Here is an 18,266-nt window from a genome sequence, read left to right as displayed (position 1 = left end):
CCGCTCGACCCCTGGCATCGGCTGATGGAACAGGGACACATCGACGTGGCGTCGCTGTCGGGCGGACTGGACCTCCAGGCGACCGTCGAGAGCGGTCAGTCGTACCTCTGGGACCGTGAAGACGGGCGGATGTACGAACGGGAGGCCGCAAGCGGCGGTGACGCGTGGTACTGGACCACGCTCCGCGTCGACGGTGAGCCCGTCGTCATCCGGGCTCGACAGACCGACGGTCGACTGGAGTGGGAATCGACCGTCGACGCCGAGCCACACCTTCGTCGGTTGTTGCGACTCGACGACGACCTCCCCGCTATCCGTGAGACGGCGACCGACGACGCGGTCGTCGCGGACGCCTACGACGCCTACTGGGGGATGCGGATCGTCCGTGATCCGGTGTTCCCGACGCTGATATCGTTCATCTGCTCGGCCCAGATGCGGGTCGGGCGCATCCACGGCATGCAACAGGCGCTCCGACGCGAGTTCGGCGAGCCAGTCACCGTCGACGGCCGGACGTACCACGCCTTCCCGACGCCCGAGGCGCTGGCAGACGCGACCGAGAGCGACCTCAGGGAGCTGAGCCTTGGCTACCGAGCCCCGTACGTCCAGCGGACGGCCGAGATGGTCGCCACCGGGGAGGTCGACCCCGCCGGCGCTCGTGGAAGTGAGTACGAGACTGCTCGCGAGTTCACGACGCAGTTCGTCGGCGTCGGCGAGAAGGTCGCCGACTGCGTGTTGCTGTTCTCGCTGGGGTATCTGGAGGCGGTCCCACTGGATACCTGGATCCGGACGACTATCGAAGAGTACTATCCCGACTGTGACCGGGGCAACTACGCCGAGACCTCGCGAGCGATTCGCGAGGCCCTCGGCGGCGAGTACGCCGGCTACACGCAGACGTACCTCTTTCACTATCTCCGGTCGGGCGGCCGGGACCACTGATTGGGGTTGTCGTAGCGATGTCCCGGTACGCGCCGACTCCGGTGCCGGCGCGATCCGGGACTGATCGACGACGTTCCCTGCAAAGCTAACTGCCGGGCGTCAGTACACTCGTCCATGTCGCGAACTCGCGCACACGTGTTCGTCTCCGGTCGCGTCCAGGGGGTCTACTACCGGGCGACCACGCGGGACACGGCACGGGAACAGGGCGTCGACGGCTGGGTCAAGAACCTCGACGACGGCCGCGTCGAGGCCGTCTTCGAGGGCAGCGAGGGCGACGTCGAGGCGATGCTCGACTTCTGCCACGAGGGGAGCAACCGGGCCGACGTCACCGATGTCGAGGTCAGCTACGAGGATTCCGAGGGACTCTCCGGCTTCGAGGTCCGGTGGTAAGGCCCCCACAGTTACGACACTGGCCGGCCAACCGCCGGGTATGCTCACCGGTTCCGAGATGGCCGTCGTCGACGCCAACGCGGCAGCCCTGGGTGTCCCGCGCAAGCAGTTGATGGAGTCCTCGGGCCACGCACTCGCGCGAGCGGTCCGCGAGCACACCACCCCCGGCGACAGCGTCACTATCGTCGCCGGCCGCGGGAACAACGGCGGGGACGCGTTCGTCGCCGCCCGCTTTCTCGACGACTTCGACCTCCGGATCTGTCTCCTCGGACGTCCCGAGACGATCACGACCGACATCGCCCGGGAGAACTGGGACGCCCTCCAGCAGGCCGAGTACCCGACCGAACAGGTCCGCGACTCCGCTGCGTTCTCGCTGTCGGACCCCGACCTCGTGGTCGACGCGATGCTCGGGACGGGCATCGCCGGCGACCTGCGCGAACCGGCCGCGACGGCCGCACGAGCGATGAACGACAGCGAGGCGACCGTCCTCTCCGTTGACGTCCCGTCGGGGCTGGACGCCGAGACCGGGACCCTCGCCGAGACCGCCGTCGACGCCGACCACGTGGTGACCTTCCACGACACGAAACCGGGGCTTTCGGATCTGGACGCGACGGTGACGGTCGCTGACATCGGTATCCCCGACGCGGCCGAACTGTTCGTCGAGCGCGGTGACCTCCTGCGACTGGCACGGGACCCGGCCAGCCACAAGGGCGACAACGGCGAGGTCCTCGTCGTCGGCGGCGGCCCCTACACTGGGGCGCCGGCACTGGCAGCACAGTCCGCGCTCCGGGGCGGCGCCGACCTCGTGCGCGTGGCCTGCCCGGCGCCGGTGGCCCGCGAGATACAGGGGTACAGCGAGAACCTCATCGTCCTCCCGTACGACGGCGACCACCTCGCGCCGCCACACGTCGAGCGCCTCGCCGAGCGTGCGCGCGCCCACGACACGCTCGTGCTGGGGCCCGGACTCGGCGACGCGGACGCCACGCTCGAAGCGGTCGCCGACCTCCTCGAAGGGTTCGACGGGACCGCCGTCGTCGACGCCGACGCGCTTCAGGTCGTCCCCGAGGTCGAGACCGACGCCGACCTCGTCTGTACGCCCCACCAGGGCGAACTCCAGCAGATGGGCGGCGCGACCAGCGACGACTGGCGCGAACGCCGCTCGCTCGTCGAGTCGTTCGCCGCCGACCTCGGCGTCACGTTGCTCGTGAAGGGACGCTACGATATCGTCTCCGACGGCGAGCGCTCACGCGTCGGCCGGACGGGCAACGCTGGGATGACCGTCGGCGGGACCGGCGACGTGCTCGCGGGGCTCACCGGGGCACTGGCGTGCGTGCAGGACCCGCTCGACGCCGCAGCGCTGGGGGCGTACGCGAACGGCGCCGCTGGCGATATCGTGGTCGAAGAACGCGGGCACGGGCTCGTCGCGACGGATCTGCTCGACGCGATCCCGTCGGTGCTGTGGGACTAGGCCGACGCGCCGACGAGGTCGCCGGCTCTGGCCCGTGACTGCTCGACGATCGCGGGCCGGGCCTCGAACTCGATGACCACCTCGTCGCCGTAGTCGACCGACTCCACGTGGGCGTGGTCGTGGATCCACGAGACCAGACTCATCGTGTCGTCGGTCATCGGGAGCACGAGCCGTTCTTCCTCGTAGCTGGGGAGCTCCGCGTCGATGCGGTCGGCCAGCGCGTCGATGTCCGTCCCTTCCTGGGCGCTGACCGCGACTGGATTCGGTGCCAGTGCCGAGAGGGCCGCCCGCTTCCGTTCGACCTCCTCGGCGTCGACTTTGTCCGTCTTGTTCAGGACGGTGACGATGGGGGCCTCGTTGCGCTCGTAGAGCGTGTCGTGGCTCGTCACCAGTTTCTCCCTGATCTCCTCGACGGACTCGGAGACGTCGACGACAAGGAGGACGAGGTCTGCGCGGTAGACCGAATCGAGCGTGGACTTGAACGACTCGACGAGCCAGTGGGGGAGGTTCTGGATGAACCCGACCGTGTCGGTGACAAGCACCTCTCGTTTGCCCACCTCCGCGCGTCTGGTCGTCGTCCCGAGCGTCGTGAACAACCGGTCCTCGCTCTCGGCGGTGGTGTCCAGGTCGGGGTGGCGGTCCTCGTTCTCGTCGATGTCCAGATCGGCCGCGAGTCGTCGCAACAGCGTCGACTTCCCGGCGTTCGTGTACCCCGCGAGCGCGACCAGATCGAAGCCCGATTCCCGGCGCTGTTCGCGCCGGTGTTGCTCGGTCTCCTCGATGGATTCGAGTTCGTCGTTGATCCGAGCGATCTGTTTCTTGATGTCCTCTTCGCGGCTCTCGTCGTACTCACCGAGCCCCATGAACCCGGGGCGCTCGTCGCGTTTCGCCAGGCTGGCCTTGGCCTCTGCTCGCGGGAGTTCGTAGCGCAACTCCGCCAGTTCGACCTGGAGCTGTGCCTTTCTGGTCTGTGCGCGCTGCCCGAAGATCTCGATGATGAGGCGGAACCGGTCGATGACACGCACGCCCTTCGGCAGCTTGTTGCCGATGTTGTAGGTCTGATACGGGCCGAGCTGGTTGTCGAAGATGACGACCCGTGCGTCCTCTCTGGCGACGACGTTGCTCAGCCGGACGATCTTCCCTTCCCCCATATGGTAGGCGGGGTCTTCCGTCCGTGTCTGTGTAATCTCGCCGACCACGTCGTAGCCGGCCGCTCTGGCCAGCTCCCGGATCTCCGTCGTCTCCGCGGCGCCGCTGTCGACCCGCTTTGCGACCACAGCGTGTTCGGTTGACTGTCTCGCGGTCACTTACATCGAACTATGGCCCGCGAGTATTTAAATTCATTTCAGTTGTCGGATTCCAGAGGACACAAAGGTCTTAACGTGTGGCCGTCACCTGTCGGCTATGGTCGAGTTCAACCTCCAGCAGATGGGGCTGGAAGCCGGGGGCGGCGCGCTCATCGGCGGTATCATCGGCTTCGCTGCAAAGAAGGTCGCGAAGCTCATCGCGATCATCGTCGGCCTCGAACTGGCCCTGTTCAAGTTCCTCGAAACCCGTGGGATCCTCGAAGTCAACTGGGCGGCCATCGGCGGTGCCGCACAGAACGCGACGAGTTCGGCGAGCGGCGCGGCCGCCGGGAACCCACCGTCCTGGATCGTCTCCTTGCTCTCGGCACTCCCGGTCAGCGCTGGCTTCGCGACCGGCTTCTTCGTCGGCTTCAAGAAGGGCTAACGGCGCTACCGGGTGTTGAGGTCGTCCTCGTCCTTGATGATGCGCGTCTCGGCCTGGCCGCTGGTGTGTTCGTTGACCAGGTCGTAGAAGTCGTTCTGGAGTCCAGCGGGGAACGTGAGGACACCCACCCACGAGCCGTCCGACTGCCACTCCTCGCGTTCGAGGTCCCCGAACTGGCGGATCTGTGCCTGTGCGCTGCCGGCGTAGTCGGCCGGCACTTGCACCGCGACTGTCACCTCGTCGAACCGGATGGGGATGACCGGCCGGAGCGCGTCGAGCGCGTCGTCGACCTGGTTCTCGACCGGTTCCATCGGGTCGACACGGAAGTCCGTCTCCTCCAGGGCCGATTCGATCCGTTCGGGTGGATGGGGCGCGTCGTCCATCTGCGGGTTGACCGCGTTGCGGGTGATCCGCTGGACGAGTTGCTTGTGCTTCTGCTCCTGCATCTCACGGCGCTGCTGGGCGGTGATCTGGATCTCTCCGCGTTTGATGACCTCGGGGATGATCTCCAGGGGGTCGGTCGTCTCGAACACCTCTTTCAGGCTGCTCTCCGGGGGTCTGTCCCCACGGGAGGCGTCCTCGAAGACGTCCTCTGCCGCGATGACGTCTTCGAGCTCACCGTCGAACTCGCCGCGTTTGATGGCGAGCGCTGCGTCAGGATCGACGAGGACCTCGAATCGCTGGCCGTGGGATTCGAGGCGCGCCGTCACCGCCTCTTCGAGCGATATCATACTCGGCGGTAGCGGGGGACCATGTAAAGACCTTACTGCGACCCCGCAGGGTAACTATTTTAAATAAACCGGAATACAAATGATATATGACAACAGGAGACACGCTCCACTGTCTGTCGTGTGGCACCACGCTGGATCAGCGAAGCGAACACGGCGTCACCGTCGATTACTGCCCGGACTGCGGCGGCGTCTGGCTCGATCCGGGCGAACTCGAACAACTGACCGGCCACAGCAGCCACCACCACGATCGGGACATTGATGTCGATATCGGCGAGGAAGAGGAGTTCGAGGAAGCAGAAGCCGAAGAGGAAGAGGCTGGCATCCTCGGCACGATCGCCGGTGCCCTCGCCGGTGGGGAAGGGGAAGAAGAATGGGGCGAAGACGAGGAGTGGGACGGGGAAGAAGAGTGGGGTGGCGAGGAGGAGTTCGGCGGCGAAGAGGAGTTCTGACTCCGTTTGGTGGCGAACCTCGGCCCCGGCAGGACTCTTTCGAGTCGCCGAGGTCGGCTCGGATGCCTTCGAGGCTACATTTATGGGAGAGTCGGGCAAAGGGAGGGACGAATGCGGTCGCTGGAACTCACCGTCGACGACGAGACCGCCAGATCGCTCGCTGTCGAGGTCGAACTACTGGATTTCGACGACATCGAGGGATACCTCGCCTGGCTCGTCGCCAACAGGTTCGCGCTCGAAGACGACAGCCAGCGGGGCCGCCGACTCGACGCGTACGCGGCACGGCGGGACGACGTCGATGCGGATGCGGACGCTGACGTCGCGGCTGTCGCCAGCGCCGCTGCGGGCGACGGCGGCCTGACCATCGCTGGCGAGGAAGACAGCGTCGCCCGAATCGAGGACAGGGAACTGGAGGCCGCTGCGGACGCGCTGTCGTCGGTCGAGGGCCAGCGCTTCGACGAGTTCGTCCAACGAGCGGTCGCACAGACGCGCGAACAACTCGGCGACGGCGTCGGTAGCGGTATCGACTACAGTTCGCGTGACCTGCTCGACGACGACAGGCGACTCGGCGAGGACATCACGGACCTCGACGAACTCGACGTGCCCGGGTGGGACGACGACCTCCAGTCGCGCCGTCGCCGTGCTGTCGGGGCCGCACTCGCCTTCCTCAAGGACGTCGAGGAGGCGACCCGCAGCGATTTCGTCGGCGAACTGTACGAGGAGTACCCGGCCGGCTACGCCAGCGAACAGAGCTGGTGGTCCTGTATCAAACAGGGCCTTCGGCAGGTCGACAGGGTCGATCCGGCCCGCGAGGACAGCCGCGTCTGGCGGTTCCGGACGACGCCAGGACGTGTCACACGGATCTCGTACGTATGATTATGCGAGTTCGGGAAAGACTGATTACAGAGCACTTGGAATCGTTTAGCGACGACCGTGGCTGAAATAACCGACCTACTATGACAGACGAGACCGATGACGGACGACTCTTCGAGTGGTATCGAACGTACATTGGCGAACCGGACCGCGAGATCGACGTGTATCTCGGGTTCGCCCTCTTCTTCGGCGGCATCGGCCTGGGTATCGCGGCGTTCGTCATCGGTGCCGCTGGCCAGGTGACCGGCGCCGGCGGACCGTCGTCGAACTTTATCTTCCGTGAGGCTGCCATCGCGGTCGGGATGCTGGCGCTGCCAGCAACGCTATCGAGCGTTGTCGTCCTCCTGCCGGTCGGGAAACGCGCGATCTACGGTGCCGTCGCCGGCTCGGCAGTGAGTCTCGTCGGACTCGGGCTGTTCCTCTGGGCGTACCCGTACAACTGGGCGACCGGCTCCGGACCGCAGTACAGTATCCACGTGTTGTTCGTCTACGGTCTCGGGCTCGCTGCGCTGCTAGCAGCCACGGGCGGTGCACTGGTCGCGTACCACATCGACCGTGCGAAGCCCCGTCCCGGTGATTTCCAGGCGCCCGAGGAAGAGGAGACGGAGCCCTACTCCGACGAGGAGATCGAACAGGACATCGAGTCCGCGATGGAGAACGTCGACCTGACCTGGGGTGGCGTCGAACGCCACGAGGGGAGCGATCTGAAGCTCACGGCCAGCGAAGGCGAGATGGAGATGGACGTCTCCGGGATGGACGTCGACGTGGACCGTGTCCACAGGAGCAGCGTCGACGACCAGGTCGCGGGACTGAAGACCGTCAAGGGCGGCGAGAAGGCCACGGACCGCTCGACCTCGACGGTCGACGAACAGACAGACCAGCTCAAGAAACTCCGCGAGCGCAAGAAACAGGAAGCGGCCAGTGACGGCGACGACGAAACGGTTCTGGAGGGCGTACTCGGAAGAGCCGCTCGCCTGTTGGGTCGGTCCTGATACACGTCAACTTCAGTCACGTATCGGTCTGTCTACTATTTCTCACCGCGGCCACTGTTCGAGTTTGCCCGCGGGGGTTTCATCGAGACATATCAAAGTCCCATCTATTATAAATCATAATCTTGGCAGATACGTACTTTTATTACACGATGTGACCCAGGTATTTGTGAGCTACTTATGGCAAAAGGCCTCGACGTCGGTACGATGAATATCATCTCAGCACAGCAGGAAGGCAACGAGACTGTCTTCGTCCAACAGCGCAACTCGTTCGTCGAGATCGAGTACAGCGACATGGCAGAGCAGATGCTCTCCCGGTCGGACGTACTCCACATCCGCAAGGACGACGACGTCTACGTCCTCGGTGACGACGCGCTGAACTTCGCGAACATCTTCAACCAGGAGACACGCCGCCCGATGTCTCAGGGGATCCTCTCCTCCGACGAGAAATCCGCCATCCCGATGATGAAGCTCATCATCGAACAGGTCGTCGGCTCCCCCGAATATCCCAACGAGAAGCTGTTCTTCTCGTCGCCGGCCGATCCGATGGACTCGGACCTGAGCACGCTCTATCACCAGAAGACCATCGAGTCGTTCCTCGACGACATGGGCTACGACGCAGAGCCCATCAACGAGGGGATGTCGGTCATCTACTCCGATCTCGCCGACAACGATTTCACTGGGCTTGGCATCAGCTTCGGTGCCGGGATGACCAACGTCTGTCTCTCCTACTACGCGGTCCCGGTCATGAAGTTCTCCGTCGCCCGCGGTGGGGACTGGGTCGACGAGCAGGCCGCACAGGCGACCGGGACGCAGGTCGACAAGGTCACCTCCATCAAGGAGGACGACTTCGAACTGGACTTCGAGACCGACGTCGGCGGCGTCGAAGGCGCCCTCTCGATCTACTACGAGAATCTGCTGGACTACGTCATCGAGAAGATCAGTCAGGAGGTCGACGAGGAGGACATCGAGGAAGGACTCGACGTCCCGGTCGTCGTGACCGGCGGGACCTCCTCGCCCAACGGCTTCACGAAGCTGTTCCGTCAGCACCTCGAGGACGCCGATATCCCGTTCTCGATCAGCGAGGTCCGCCACGCCGACGAACCGATGTACAGCGTCTCGCGTGGCGCGCTCGTGGCCGCTCGCTCCGACGAGGAAGAGCGGCGCGACTCCAACGAGACTCCCGAGGAAGAAGTCGAAGCCCAGTCTGACGACTGATCTGTCTGCGGCAGTTCGAGGCCCGCCCTTCTGGGCGCGGTTCTTCTTCGCGTGTGCCAGGCTCGACAGTTGTACCACCGAAAACGGGACACCCCACGCGTTCGCGTTCCTCTCATTCGCATCACTGTCGTCCCGTACCTGTATCGACGACCGGACGATCACCGCTACACAGCGACAGCGATCCGTATCAGTCGCCGGCGTCGGCCGAGGCTGGTTCTCGCCCGCCTTCGGCGGCCGGCCCGTCGTTCTCGTGGTCGTCGTGGCCGTCGGCGACCGGTTCGTCGTCGTGATCGCTGGCCTCGTGTTCTTCTTCCTCGGTTCCGGCCGGATCGTCCGCCTCATCGGCGGTTTCGGCGTCCTCGCTCTCAGTTGGGCTGTCCTCCGACTCCGCGTGCATCTCGGCGTCGTCCACCGACGGGTCGTCGTCACTCCCGTCGTCGTCACTCGCTTCGGAGAAGACGTCGGTTTCCGCTATCTCCGTGACCTTCTTGACCGTCTGTTGTTGCTTCTGGAACCGGTCGATGGCCTCGTCCCACGACTCGCGTACTCGTCCCTCGCGCTTGTGGTCGACCGGGATACCGAGGTAGGTACAGTTACCACACACTACTGTCTCCGAGTCGTCGAGTCGGTAGGATTCGAGCGGTTCCCCACACCGTGGACAGTCCATACCACGGGGTTTGTGACCCTGTGGCTTAATTCTAGCGCCGGTATCGGTCGAATGATCTGTTACTCGGCACTCTCGTCGTCGGCGTCGGCGTCGGCGTCGGCCAGTTCGGCATCGTCGATGTGGGCTGCTTTCTCGTCTTCGGTGAGTTCGTGGAACGTCTCGGTTTCGGCGTCGATGGTCGCAACGCCGATTCCCTCCGGAGACAGCCCGTCGTCGGTGACCGACGCGAGCGCCGCCAGTGCGAGGTCGACGCCGGCGTCCAGGTCCATCCCCTCGTCGTAGTGTTCTTCGAGGTAGTCGCGGATGTCGCCACGGTCAGCGCCGACGGCGAGTGCTTTCCACTCGTAGGGTGTCCCCGACGGGTCGGTCTCGTAGAGGCGGGGTTCGCCGTCGACGATCCCTCCGATGATGAGCGCGACACCGAACGGGCGGGCGCCACCGACCTGCGTGTACTGCTGGATGTAGTCGGTGATCTCCTTGGTGAGCGTCTCGACACCGACCGGTTCGCCGTAGCGCAGCTGGTTGACCTGTGCCTGTCGACGAGCGAAATCGATCAGCTGTCGGGCGTCGGCGACGTGGCCGGCCGAGGCGATACCGATGTGGTCGTCTGCCTTGTGGATCTTCTCGACGGAGGACCGCTCCATCAGCGGCGAGCGGATCCGCTTGTCGACGGCCAGGACGACGCCGCCGGCCGTCCGGACACCGATGCTTGCGGTGCCACGCTTGACGGCTTCGCGGGCGTACTCGACCTGGTAGAGGCGGCCGTCTGGAGAGAAGATGGTGATTCCGCGGTCGTATGCCTGCTGTTGGTTTTGTCCCTGCATAGTTATTGGAGATCGAGTTCGGTCGCCCCCGTGAACGCGTCGTTCGTCCGGACGTCGACGCGACGATCCCGCACGACAGCGTCCCGTGTCACGTCCTCGAACACGACCTGTCTCTGGGCAGGGGATTCCGGCGGCCGGCGTATATACTTTTCTTCACAGGCACGCATCGTCCCGCTGGTCCCCCGGACGGCGACACCGACCTGGCTCCCGTCGATCTCGCTCAGGCAGGCCAGTGCCGACCGCGCTGGCTCGACCTGCCCGCGACGGACGCGAACGATCGCGTGGCCCACGCCGTCCACGAAATCGAACTGGACGACCTTCATGTCCGCTTTGGCACTCCCGACGTCCCCCAGGAGGTTCTGTGCGGCGTACCACACCGACTGCTGGAACGAGCGCCGGTCGATGTCGGCGTCGGGCCAGCTCTCGATACCGACGGCGAGGTAGCGCCACCGCGGTCGCAGATGTTTCGGCAGGTGCTTCACATGCAGTCGCCTCCCGGACGAGTGATTGGGCGTTGCATGTCCTCTAGTGTGGGCAGCACCCACAAGAACACGACGGAGTCCGCGTCAGGGGAGCCCGACGGTCTGGGAGTTGTCTTTGTCGTCGATGTCCGGCCGCGCCTTCTCGATGGTCGACCGGCCCGAGAACAGGTACCCGGCGAAGACCAGATCGAGGACCCCCTCGATCGCGAACAGCAGATCGTTCGTCAACAGGACCCAGCCGAACGAGAGCAGGGCGATCAACACGAGTCCACCCCCACCGAGGCCGCGGCCCCAGTTCCCGTTCATGAAGATCCCATACGTCGCGATCGCGAGAGTTCCACCCAGAGCGATGCTGAGGCCCGCAAATACGAGCGTCAGCAGTATCGGGCTGGTGTTTCCAGCCACGAGCCCGTGATAGATCAGGGTCCCGTGCACCAGGTGCCGGCCCCCTTCCAGGGCCATGAATCCCCCCGCGACCGTTACCCCGAACGGTCGCTTCACCTCGTTCACCATGCCACAAAATAGCCGTTCCTTCGATAAAATGCTTTCCCTCTCGCTCGGAATTTAGGATCGGTAGCCAGGACTCGGATCTGGCATCGGTGAGATCACTGGTCGTCCTCCTCGACCGAAACACCCGGCTCGACGAACGAGTCGGCCTGGCGTTCCCGGTTGCGTTCGACGAGGCGGCGCCACTCGCGAAGCCCGTCCCGGAGAGCCGCTGGCTCGAAGCCGATCTGCTCCCCGATGGCCACCAGTTCACGCGGCCGTCGCAGTTCGAGGTGGTTCGACGCGTCGACGGAGACGACGTAGGGTGCTCCGGCATCGTCGATCAGTTCGTACAGTTTCCGGAGGCCCTGGATGGCACGGACACGCCGGCCACCGGACGCCTGGACGACGGGGCCAAGCGAGAACTCGACTCGGACGCCGTTCTTGGCGGCTTCGTTCGCGAGCACGTGGTTGAAATCGCCGTCGCCGCGCATCGGATGCGCGAGGACGTCGACGGCTGATTGCTCGACCGCGAACCGGTTCAGTCTGGTCGTCCCACCGTGGACCGCGACGATGGTCCGCTCCGGACGGTAGTTCCCGATGAAGCCACTCGCACGTGAGGGGTCGTCGGCACGCACCTCGATGCCGGTGGCGACGTCGATATCGTATGTCTCGCCGATGCGGGCTGGGTCGTAGGACGCCTGGCTGTCGCCGTGGTTCCGGACGACGATGCCGTCGTAGCCGTACTCGCTGGCGGTGAGCGCCTGTCGAGCGACGGTACTCCGGCCGTCGGGTCGGGCGTGGACCGCCTCGTACATCACAACTCCTCTAGCAGTTCGCGGGCGTTCTCGACGGCGTACTCCCGCTTTGCCGGGTAGGCCTCGACCTTTGCGCGGAGCGTGATGCCGTCGCCGCGGACGACGTCGCCGCCGAAGGCGGCCTGCTTGTCGAAAGTGAGGAAGAACGAACAGTTGTCGTCGACCCTGTCGTCGAGTTCCGCGTTCACCGTCTCGATGTCCGAGAGCGTCGCGACCTGCGAGAGCACGTGGCGCACCTCGTCGGCGTTCTCGACGCGTGCCGAGAGGACGACGATCCGGTCGCCGTAGTGGCCCTCGCTCTCGGCACGCTCGATCGGATACTCCTCGGGGAGGAACGTCCTGAGCGCCTGCTCGACGCGCTGTTCGTCTTCGGTGGCGTAACAGAACGTCCGGAGGTCGACGTAGTGGAACGGAACCGACGACATCCCGCCTTACTCGTCCGCCGCTTCGAGGTTGTCCTCGGGGACGCCCTGCTCCTGGCCGTCCTCGAAGGAGACAGTGTAGTTGGCGTCGCCGAACATCGTCTCGACGACCTGCGTGATCTGGCCTTCCTGGCCGTCGTAGTCGCTGTGCTCGTCGTGAAGGATGACGTGATCGTCTTCTTCGAATGCCATGCGCGGCGGTACTCGGTGACCGCTCAAAAAGGGACTGATTCGCTGCCGTCGGTGTCGAAGACTTATAGGGACCTCAACCGTACAGCAGGGCATGACCTACTCTTCGCCCTCTCCCGGACAGTCGTGCGGTCCGCCAACCCACCGCCCATCCTGGTCTCGCCACTGATGTCAGTCGACAACCTCTGGTACCTCGCCGACGTCGCCAGCCAGGAGGCCGAACAGGTCTACCACCAGTTGACCGAGGAGTACGACCCGGTCGTGGAGTTCGACCGCCATCGGCGGGTCTCGCGGCCGCGGTTCCGGACCGTCGCCGAATCGGCGAGAGACCACGGGGCTCCCTACGGCGCCCACACGCTCACGTATCGACCCTCGGGTGAACTCCTCCTGGTCCGCCACGAGGGCGTCGACAAGTGGGTGTTGCCGGGCGGCGAACTCGACGGCTCCGAATCGTTCCGTGAGGCCGCACTCCGGGAACTCCACGAGGAGGGCGGTATCGAGGCCCGGATCGAGGGGCTGGGACTGCTCGGCCGCGTGGAGTTCTACTACGACGGGAACATGGCCTGGGGCGTCCTCCCGGTGTTCGAGGCCCGCGCCGAGACGACCGCACCGAGCGTCAACGACCCCGACGAGGAGATCAGCGACGCGCAGTGGTTCGCCGACCTCCCGCCGGATACGCGCGACCGGGCCGAGATCCAGCGGTGGCGCGACCGGCGCTTCTCCTGACCGGCCGCGACGGCAGAAGACACTTGACGGATGACTGTCACCTCTCGATCATGCCCCCGCTAACCCGCCGCGGTCTCCTCGCCAGTAGCGTCACCGCCGTCGGCGCTCTCGCGGGTTGTCTGAACGGTGGGTCCGCCTCGAAGACGCCGGATGCCACCCCGACAGCGACCGACGTGACGGGCCAGCCGACGACCGACCGCTCGACGCCGACCTGTGAGGCCGCCGACCTCCCGGCGCCGGACGCCGCCCACGCTGACCCTCAGTCGTACCCGGATCCGCCCGCGGAACTGACAGACTCGGCCGTCCAGTCGTACGTCAGGGCGTTCGAACGCGCGTACCAGTACAACACCCAACTCGCTACACATCCCGAGACGCTCGGCCGTCTCAACGCCCTGGACGTCTACGTCGCCGAGACGAGCGTCGAGCGGAGCGGCGAGCAGTTCACCGTCATGGTTTCGGGACAGTTGAACTACAGCATCAGCGGTGACGGCGGTGACCCAGCGACACCGACACAGACGCCGCTACCCAGTGGGCACAAGCCGTTCGAGACGACGTATCTCGTCTTCCGGGGTGGCGCACGGCGCGGCGCTCGGACCGTGGACTGCTGGTGAGCTACTCGGGACCGAACGACCGGCCCTCGCGGGCGTCGGCGTCCAGTCGCCGTACCGTCGCCCTGGCGTTGCTGGCGTCGTAGCCGAACAGGACGGTTTCGGCATACTCGGCGGCCACCTCGGCGGCCTTGCTCAGGTCGTCGATGTCGACGTCGACGGCGTACAGTTCGATGCTGAACGGAGTGTCGAGTTCGTCCCGGAACCCCTTCGCGAGTATCTCCAGCCAGTAGGTCGTCGAGTAGGCCATGTCGTAGATCGGGACGACGAACTCGTCGACGTAGGGGGCGACGGCGTCGACGTCGATCCCGCTGCGGGCTTCGAGGTGGCCCGGATATGGATCGGGGTAGAGGGTGAGATAGAGGTCGCCGGGGACGCGCTCACGGGCCGCGGCGACGAACTCCGTGATGACGTTGGTTCGCCAGGCCGACCATTCCTCGAAGTCGCTCTCGGCGAAGCGCTGCTCACAGCGGTCGCAGTGGCAGTACTCCTCGCGCGGGAAGCCGACGTCGTCGAGACGCACGTCGCCGTTCAGGTCGGCGGCGTCGGCGACGATGTCGAGCAGTCCCTCCCGGTAGCGGTCGTGGGTCGGACAGACGTAGGTCCAGTCGAAATACGGTTCGTTCCTGGTGGCCGCGGTCCCCTCGTCGTCGAACGCGAGCAGTTCCGCCTCGCCCTCGACGGCGTTGTCACCGAAACACGACACCATGTTGACCGCGCCCTCGATGGGCTCGGCGGCGCGGCCCGTGACGTCCTTGACCTCGTAGAACGCTCGGTCGAACTCCGACCACTCCGTCTCCTCCTCGTTGCGCGTGACGACGCCGTACATGCCAGCGGCTACGGGACCGGTGCCGGTAAGGATTCGGAAAAGTGGTTTGGAAGGCGGTTCCCCGATGGCCCTCAGCGACTGTAGACGTACGCGAGGGCGATGACCCCGACGAGGGCGACGAGTGCGAGTCCTTTCTTCGACATCGTTTCACGATACGACCTGGGTTGATAAAGAACTATCGGACGAATGGTGTGTCTCCGTTCGGACCACGACCCGTCTCAGTCGTCCGCGTCGGCCCGGCCGTCGGTTTTCAGGGGACTCTCCTCGGGGAGCGTGGCACGCTCGTGTGTCCCGACGGGCGGCCGGTTCACCGCCGCGGCAGCCGAGTCGGTGGGGTCGGTCCGGTCCTGACCCGTGGCTTCGATGTCGTCCATCTCTCCCTCTGCCCGGGCGTCCTGGTCGATCCGCATCGAGCAGAAGTCGACGCCACACATCGAGCAGAAGCGGGCGCTCTTGTAGTTGTCTCCCGGGAGCGTCTGGTCGTGGTAGGCCCGTGCCCGTTCGGGGTCCAGCGCCAGATCGAACTGCTCGGCCCAGTCGAAGGCGTACCTGGCCTCCGAGAGGGCGTCGTCCCAGTCGCGGGCATCCGGTCGGCCGTTGGCCACGTCGGCGGCGTGGGCAGCGATCCGATACGCAGCGAGGCCGTCGCGGACGTCCTCGGCGTCGGGCAAACCGAGGTGTTCCTTGGGAGTGACATAACAGAGCATCGCCGCACCGGCGCGGGCCGCTTCGGTCGCACCGATGGCGCTCGTGATGTGGTCGTAGCCGGGCGCGATGTCGGTCACGAGCGGCCCGAGCACGTAGAACGGGGCGCCGTCACAGACCGACTGCTGGCGCTCGACCTGGTCGGCGATCTCGTCCATCGGGACGTGGCCCGGCCCCTCGACCATGACCTGAACACCGTGGTCCCAGGCCCGCCGCGTCAACTCGCCGAGCGTCTCCAGTTCCGCGAACTGTGCCGGGTCGCCGGCGTCCGCGAGTGACCCAGGACGCAGGCCGTCGCCGAGGCTGATAGTCACGTCGTACTCCTGCAGTATCTCACAGATCTCGTCGAACGCGGTGTACAGCGGGTTCTCCATACCGTGGGCCTCCATCCACTTCGCGAGGATCGACCCGCCGCGCGAGACGATGCCCGTCGTCCGGCCGTCGGTCAGCGGGAGGTGTTCCAGGCGGATGCCCGCGTGGATAGTCATGTAGTCGACGCCCTGTTCGGCCTGCCTGCGGATGACCGAGAGCAGGCGATCCGTCGTCAGGTCCGTCGGGTCGTCCACCTGCGTGACGGCGCCGTAGATCGGGACCGTCCCGATCGGCACCGGCGAGTGCGCGACGTTCGCGGTCCGTATCTCGTCGAGGTCGCTTCCAGTCGAGAGGTCCATCACGGTGTCGGCACCGTGGTGGACCGCCGTGTGTAGCTTCTCCAGTTCCGTCGCCGGGCCGCCGGTTTCGTCGCTGTTGCCGATGTTGGCATTGACTTTCGTGGCGAACTCTCGCCCGATGATCATCGGGTCCAGACTCTCGTGAGCGACGTTCGTCGGAATCACGGCCTGTCCATCGGCTACCTGCTGACGGACGAATTCGGGGTCGACCCGCTCGCGTTCGGCGACCCGTTCCATCGCGTCGGTGACCGTCCCACGTCTGGCTGCGTCGAGTTGCGTCATGTATCACTAAGTAATATCACTAGATAATAAAACCACTGTGTCGCTTCAACCCCCACCAGTCTGAGGGTGCATCCGAACACGGATGTACGCCGAAGGCGTAGCCGACCGCGATGACGGAGATCTCCCGACGGGCAGTGCTGGCCGGGGTCGCCAGCGGCGTCGCCGGGACGGCGGGCTGTAACGTCGTCGGCCAGTCGCGGGTACGGACACTCGTCGCCGGGAGCCTCCAGCAGGCGACGGCCGGGACGCTCCAGGAGCGTACCGGACCCACGCTTGCCGTCGAGGCCCACGGGTCCGTCCAGGCCGCGCGCCTCGTCGTTCAGGGCCAGCGTGATCCGGTGATCCTCGCGCTGGCGGACCCGGTACTGTTCGAGCAACTGCTCTCGACACCGTGGTACGCAGTCGTCGCGAGCAACGAACTGGTGCTCGCGTACACGCCCGCGACCGCGGGTGGTCGACGCGTGCGCGACGCCGACCGATGGTACGCCCCGCTCGTCGACGACGCGGCGTCGCTGGGCCGGACCGACCCGACGCTCGACCCGCTGGGCTACCGGACGCTGTTCTGTCTGGACCTGGCAGCCGACCACTACGACGAACCGGGGCTGCGCGAGGCGGTGTTGGCGCCGGAGCAGACCTATCCCGAGACACAACTGCTGGCCCAGTTCGAGACCGGGAGCATCGACGCCGCTTTCGTCTACCGAAGCATGGCCGTCGAGCGCGACTACCCGTACCGGGAGCTGCCCGCCGCGGTGAACCTCGGTGACCCGGCCCTAACAGACCACTACGCAGCGGCACAGTATCGACTCCCCGACGGGACCGTGACGCGGGGCGCGCCCATCGAATACGGTGCGACCCGGCGGACCGACAGCCAGGACGCCCGCGCCGTCTTCGAGACGCTGGCGGCCGGCGACTGGCTGGCACCTCACGGGTTCGCTGTCGGCGAAGCGTATCCACGATTCGAGGGCGATGGTCCGGAATCAATCCCGTAGGTGGTCGTCGGGCGGGGTCGGCCTCCGCCACCTCGTTCCGGTACTGGGGGCCGTACTGTTGCTCTACTTCCTCGTCCCCGTGGCTGTCCTCGTTGTCACCTACTCACCGACGGCGCTGGCGACGAGTCTCACCGCCGACTACGTCGTCGGGGCCGCGACCACATCGCTGGTCGCCGCCGCTCTCAGCACGACGCTCGCCCTCGCCTTCGGATTGCCCCTGGCGTACTGGCTCTCCCGGAGTGACCACGTGCTCGCGACGGCGGCGCTGGGTGTCGTCGTCCTCCCGCTCGTCCTCCCGCCGGTCGTCAGCGGGATGTTGCTGTTGACCGTCGTCGGCCCCGCCGGCCTCGGCGGCCTGACCGGCCTGGCGTTGACTCGCTCGCTCGCCGGCGTGGTCCTGGCCCAGACGTTCGTCGCCTCGCCGTTCTTCGTCGTGACCGGGAAGGCGGCTTTCGACGGTGTCGACCGGCACTTGGAAGAAGCCTCGCGGTCGCTGGGCCGGGACTGGGACGAGACGCTGTGGACGGTGACGCTCCCGCTGGCGAAACCGGGCCTGATCGCCGGCCTCGTGCTGACGTTCGCCCGTGCGATGGGCGAGTTCGGCGCGACGATGATGCTGGCGTACTACCCCCGAACGCTGCCGGTCCAGATCTGGGTCTCGTTCATCTCCAGCGGGCTAGACGCGGCGCTGCCGGTCGCTGTCGTCCTGCTGTCGGTGGCCCTGGCGACGCTGCTCGTCGTCCACGCACTGCGAGCGATGCCGTGGCGATAACCTCAATCCGCAAT

At 65.8% G+C, this 18,266-nt stretch carries 23 protein-coding genes; 12 read left to right on the top strand and 11 right to left on the bottom strand.

The window, feature by feature from the left end:
- Positions 1 to 24 precede the first annotated feature (24 nt).
- The 3 genes from Hhyl2_RS07980 (at position 25) to Hhyl2_RS07970 (ending at position 2,791) form a co-directional block, all read left to right on the top strand.
- On the top strand, positions 25 to 933 hold the full coding sequence (locus Hhyl2_RS07980) for a DNA-3-methyladenine glycosylase family protein (RefSeq protein ID WP_483550212.1): 909 nt from the start codon (positions 25 to 27) through the stop codon (positions 931 to 933).
- A 114-nt stretch (positions 934 to 1,047) separates the two neighbouring features.
- Complete coding sequence (locus Hhyl2_RS07975) at positions 1,048 to 1,323, top strand: acylphosphatase (protein WP_483550211.1); 276 nt, start codon at positions 1,048 to 1,050, stop codon at positions 1,321 to 1,323.
- 40 nt (positions 1,324 to 1,363) lie between these two features.
- Entirely contained in the window at positions 1,364 to 2,791 is a 1,428-nt protein-coding gene (locus Hhyl2_RS07970; RefSeq protein WP_483550209.1) for an NAD(P)H-hydrate dehydratase, read from the top strand.
- Here Hhyl2_RS07970 and hflX read toward each other — a convergent pair.
- Positions 2,788 to 4,098: a GTPase HflX gene (gene hflX, locus Hhyl2_RS07965; protein WP_483550208.1), complete on the bottom strand. Its 1,311-nt coding sequence runs from the start codon at positions 4,096 to 4,098 to the stop codon at positions 2,788 to 2,790. The two genes, Hhyl2_RS07970 and hflX, sit on opposite strands and share 4 nt — an antisense overlap.
- A gap of 97 nt (positions 4,099 to 4,195) precedes the next feature.
- Between hflX and Hhyl2_RS07960 the strand changes: the two genes are divergently transcribed.
- Entirely contained in the window at positions 4,196 to 4,522 is a 327-nt protein-coding gene (locus tag Hhyl2_RS07960; protein WP_483550207.1) for an FUN14 domain-containing protein, read from the top strand.
- Positions 4,523 to 4,527: 5 nt separating this feature from the next.
- On the opposite strand, the gene Hhyl2_RS07955 is transcribed toward Hhyl2_RS07960, so the two are convergent.
- Positions 4,528 to 5,253 carry a ribosome assembly factor SBDS gene (locus Hhyl2_RS07955; protein ID WP_483550206.1) on the bottom strand — a complete coding sequence of 242 codons (726 nt, stop codon included), beginning with the start codon at positions 5,251 to 5,253 and terminating at the stop codon, positions 4,528 to 4,530.
- An 86-nt stretch (positions 5,254 to 5,339) separates the two neighbouring features.
- Between Hhyl2_RS07955 and Hhyl2_RS07950 the strand changes: the two genes are divergently transcribed.
- The 4 genes from Hhyl2_RS07950 (at position 5,340) to Hhyl2_RS07935 (ending at position 8,782) form a co-directional block, all read left to right on the top strand.
- Positions 5,340 to 5,702: a TFIIB-type zinc ribbon-containing protein gene (locus tag Hhyl2_RS07950; protein ID WP_483550205.1), complete on the top strand. Its 363-nt coding sequence runs from the start codon at positions 5,340 to 5,342 to the stop codon at positions 5,700 to 5,702.
- Positions 5,703 to 5,813: 111 nt separating this feature from the next.
- Positions 5,814 to 6,578 (top strand): hypothetical protein, encoded by a 765-nt coding sequence (locus Hhyl2_RS07945; protein ID WP_483550204.1) that lies wholly within the window; start codon positions 5,814 to 5,816, stop codon positions 6,576 to 6,578.
- 80 nt (positions 6,579 to 6,658) lie between these two features.
- Positions 6,659 to 7,567, top strand: a complete 909-nt coding sequence (locus Hhyl2_RS07940) for a cell division protein CdpA domain-containing protein (RefSeq protein ID WP_483550203.1) — start codon at positions 6,659 to 6,661, stop codon at positions 7,565 to 7,567.
- Between the two features lie 177 nt (positions 7,568 to 7,744).
- Entirely contained in the window at positions 7,745 to 8,782 is a 1,038-nt protein-coding gene (locus Hhyl2_RS07935) for a disk-shape morphogenesis protein volactin (RefSeq protein ID WP_483550202.1), read from the top strand.
- Positions 8,783 to 8,969: 187 nt separating this feature from the next.
- On the opposite strand, the gene Hhyl2_RS07930 is transcribed toward Hhyl2_RS07935, so the two are convergent.
- From Hhyl2_RS07930 to Hhyl2_RS07900, 7 genes are all read right to left on the bottom strand, one after another.
- Positions 8,970 to 9,449 carry a TFIIB-type zinc ribbon-containing protein gene (locus Hhyl2_RS07930; protein ID WP_483550201.1) on the bottom strand — a complete coding sequence of 160 codons (480 nt, stop codon included), beginning with the start codon at positions 9,447 to 9,449 and terminating at the stop codon, positions 8,970 to 8,972.
- Positions 9,450 to 9,508: 59 nt separating this feature from the next.
- A complete protein-coding gene (psmA, locus tag Hhyl2_RS07925) occupies positions 9,509 to 10,273 on the bottom strand; it encodes an archaeal proteasome endopeptidase complex subunit alpha (RefSeq protein WP_483550200.1) in 765 nt (254 codons plus the stop codon).
- Positions 10,274 to 10,275: 2 nt separating this feature from the next.
- Complete coding sequence (locus Hhyl2_RS07920; RefSeq protein WP_483550199.1) at positions 10,276 to 10,755, bottom strand: Rpp14/Pop5 family protein; 480 nt, start codon at positions 10,753 to 10,755, stop codon at positions 10,276 to 10,278.
- 84 nt (positions 10,756 to 10,839) lie between these two features.
- Positions 10,840 to 11,268 (bottom strand): hypothetical protein, encoded by a 429-nt coding sequence (locus Hhyl2_RS07915; protein WP_483550198.1) that lies wholly within the window; start codon positions 11,266 to 11,268, stop codon positions 10,840 to 10,842.
- A gap of 92 nt (positions 11,269 to 11,360) precedes the next feature.
- Positions 11,361 to 12,059 carry an RNase P subunit p30 family protein gene (locus Hhyl2_RS07910; RefSeq protein WP_483550197.1) on the bottom strand — a complete coding sequence of 233 codons (699 nt, stop codon included), beginning with the start codon at positions 12,057 to 12,059 and terminating at the stop codon, positions 11,361 to 11,363.
- Entirely contained in the window at positions 12,059 to 12,484 is a 426-nt protein-coding gene (locus Hhyl2_RS07905) for an RNA-binding protein (RefSeq protein WP_483550196.1), read from the bottom strand. Before Hhyl2_RS07905 ends, Hhyl2_RS07910 begins: the two co-directional genes overlap by 1 nt.
- 6 nt (positions 12,485 to 12,490) lie before the next feature.
- On the bottom strand, positions 12,491 to 12,673 hold the full coding sequence (locus tag Hhyl2_RS07900) for a DUF1918 domain-containing protein (protein ID WP_483550195.1): 183 nt from the start codon (positions 12,671 to 12,673) through the stop codon (positions 12,491 to 12,493).
- A 162-nt stretch (positions 12,674 to 12,835) separates the two neighbouring features.
- On the opposite strand from Hhyl2_RS07900, the gene Hhyl2_RS07895 reads away from it, so the two are divergent.
- Both Hhyl2_RS07895 and Hhyl2_RS07890 read left to right on the top strand, forming a co-directional pair.
- On the top strand, positions 12,836 to 13,396 hold the full coding sequence (locus Hhyl2_RS07895; protein ID WP_483550564.1) for an NUDIX hydrolase: 561 nt from the start codon (positions 12,836 to 12,838) through the stop codon (positions 13,394 to 13,396).
- Between the two features lie 50 nt (positions 13,397 to 13,446).
- Positions 13,447 to 14,007 (top strand): hypothetical protein, encoded by a 561-nt coding sequence (locus Hhyl2_RS07890; protein WP_483550193.1) that lies wholly within the window; start codon positions 13,447 to 13,449, stop codon positions 14,005 to 14,007.
- 1 nt (position 14,008) lies between these two features.
- Here Hhyl2_RS07890 and Hhyl2_RS07885 read toward each other — a convergent pair whose 3' ends face one another.
- Together Hhyl2_RS07885 and thiC are read right to left on the bottom strand one after the other, a co-directional pair.
- Positions 14,009 to 14,833, bottom strand: a complete 825-nt coding sequence (locus Hhyl2_RS07885; protein WP_483550192.1) for a hypothetical protein — start codon at positions 14,831 to 14,833, stop codon at positions 14,009 to 14,011.
- A 218-nt stretch (positions 14,834 to 15,051) separates the two neighbouring features.
- Complete coding sequence (gene thiC, locus Hhyl2_RS07880) at positions 15,052 to 16,491, bottom strand: phosphomethylpyrimidine synthase ThiC (protein WP_483550191.1); 1,440 nt, start codon at positions 16,489 to 16,491, stop codon at positions 15,052 to 15,054.
- 110 nt (positions 16,492 to 16,601) lie between these two features.
- Between thiC and Hhyl2_RS07875 the strand changes: the two genes are divergently transcribed.
- On the top strand, positions 16,602 to 17,480 hold the full coding sequence (locus tag Hhyl2_RS07875; RefSeq protein ID WP_483550189.1) for an extracellular solute-binding protein: 879 nt from the start codon (positions 16,602 to 16,604) through the stop codon (positions 17,478 to 17,480).
- On the top strand, positions 17,458 to 18,252 hold the full coding sequence (locus tag Hhyl2_RS07870; RefSeq protein ID WP_483550187.1) for an ABC transporter permease subunit: 795 nt from the start codon (positions 17,458 to 17,460) through the stop codon (positions 18,250 to 18,252). The genes Hhyl2_RS07875 and Hhyl2_RS07870 overlap by 23 nt, the downstream gene beginning before the upstream one ends.
- Positions 18,253 to 18,266: the final 14 nt, after the last annotated feature.

The organism is Haloarcula sp. H-hyl2 (assembly GCF_056934385.1).
The sequence above is the reverse complement of the archived record's forward strand: the minus strand, read 5'-3'. Positions and strand labels throughout refer to the sequence as shown.

What these genes read in the sequence shown, in the direction of transcription:
- Hhyl2_RS07980 (WP_483550212.1), top strand. Translation starts at nt 25, where the DNA reads ATGGAACAGGGACACATCGACGTGGCGTCGCTGTCGGGCGGACTGGAC.
- Hhyl2_RS07975 (WP_483550211.1), top strand. Translation starts at nt 1,048, where the DNA reads ATGTCGCGAACTCGCGCACACGTGTTCGTCTCCGGTCGCGTCCAGGGG.
- Hhyl2_RS07970 (WP_483550209.1), top strand. Translation starts at nt 1,364, where the DNA reads ATGCTCACCGGTTCCGAGATGGCCGTCGTCGACGCCAACGCGGCAGCC.
- Hhyl2_RS07960 (WP_483550207.1), top strand. Translation starts at nt 4,196, where the DNA reads ATGGTCGAGTTCAACCTCCAGCAGATGGGGCTGGAAGCCGGGGGCGGC.
- Hhyl2_RS07955 (WP_483550206.1), bottom strand. Translation starts at nt 5,253, where the DNA reads ATGATATCGCTCGAAGAGGCGGTGACGGCGCGCCTCGAATCCCACGGC.
- Hhyl2_RS07950 (WP_483550205.1), top strand. Translation starts at nt 5,340, where the DNA reads ATGACAACAGGAGACACGCTCCACTGTCTGTCGTGTGGCACCACGCTG.
- Hhyl2_RS07945 (WP_483550204.1), top strand. Translation starts at nt 5,814, where the DNA reads ATGCGGTCGCTGGAACTCACCGTCGACGACGAGACCGCCAGATCGCTC.
- Hhyl2_RS07940 (WP_483550203.1), top strand. Translation starts at nt 6,659, where the DNA reads ATGACAGACGAGACCGATGACGGACGACTCTTCGAGTGGTATCGAACG.
- Hhyl2_RS07935 (WP_483550202.1), top strand. Translation starts at nt 7,745, where the DNA reads ATGGCAAAAGGCCTCGACGTCGGTACGATGAATATCATCTCAGCACAG.
- Hhyl2_RS07930 (WP_483550201.1), bottom strand. Translation starts at nt 9,449, where the DNA reads ATGGACTGTCCACGGTGTGGGGAACCGCTCGAATCCTACCGACTCGAC.
- psmA (WP_483550200.1), bottom strand. Translation starts at nt 10,273, where the DNA reads ATGCAGGGACAAAACCAACAGCAGGCATACGACCGCGGAATCACCATC.
- Hhyl2_RS07915 (WP_483550198.1), bottom strand. Translation starts at nt 11,268, where the DNA reads ATGGTGAACGAGGTGAAGCGACCGTTCGGGGTAACGGTCGCGGGGGGA.
- Hhyl2_RS07910 (WP_483550197.1), bottom strand. Translation starts at nt 12,059, where the DNA reads ATGTACGAGGCGGTCCACGCCCGACCCGACGGCCGGAGTACCGTCGCT.
- Hhyl2_RS07905 (WP_483550196.1), bottom strand. Translation starts at nt 12,484, where the DNA reads ATGTCGTCGGTTCCGTTCCACTACGTCGACCTCCGGACGTTCTGTTAC.
- Hhyl2_RS07900 (WP_483550195.1), bottom strand. Translation starts at nt 12,673, where the DNA reads ATGGCATTCGAAGAAGACGATCACGTCATCCTTCACGACGAGCACAGC.
- Hhyl2_RS07890 (WP_483550193.1), top strand. Translation starts at nt 13,447, where the DNA reads ATGCCCCCGCTAACCCGCCGCGGTCTCCTCGCCAGTAGCGTCACCGCC.
- Hhyl2_RS07885 (WP_483550192.1), bottom strand. Translation starts at nt 14,833, where the DNA reads ATGTACGGCGTCGTCACGCGCAACGAGGAGGAGACGGAGTGGTCGGAG.
- thiC (WP_483550191.1), bottom strand. Translation starts at nt 16,491, where the DNA reads ATGACGCAACTCGACGCAGCCAGACGTGGGACGGTCACCGACGCGATG.
- Hhyl2_RS07875 (WP_483550189.1), top strand. Translation starts at nt 16,602, where the DNA reads ATGACGGAGATCTCCCGACGGGCAGTGCTGGCCGGGGTCGCCAGCGGC.
- Hhyl2_RS07870 (WP_483550187.1), top strand. Translation starts at nt 17,458, where the DNA reads ATGGTCCGGAATCAATCCCGTAGGTGGTCGTCGGGCGGGGTCGGCCTC.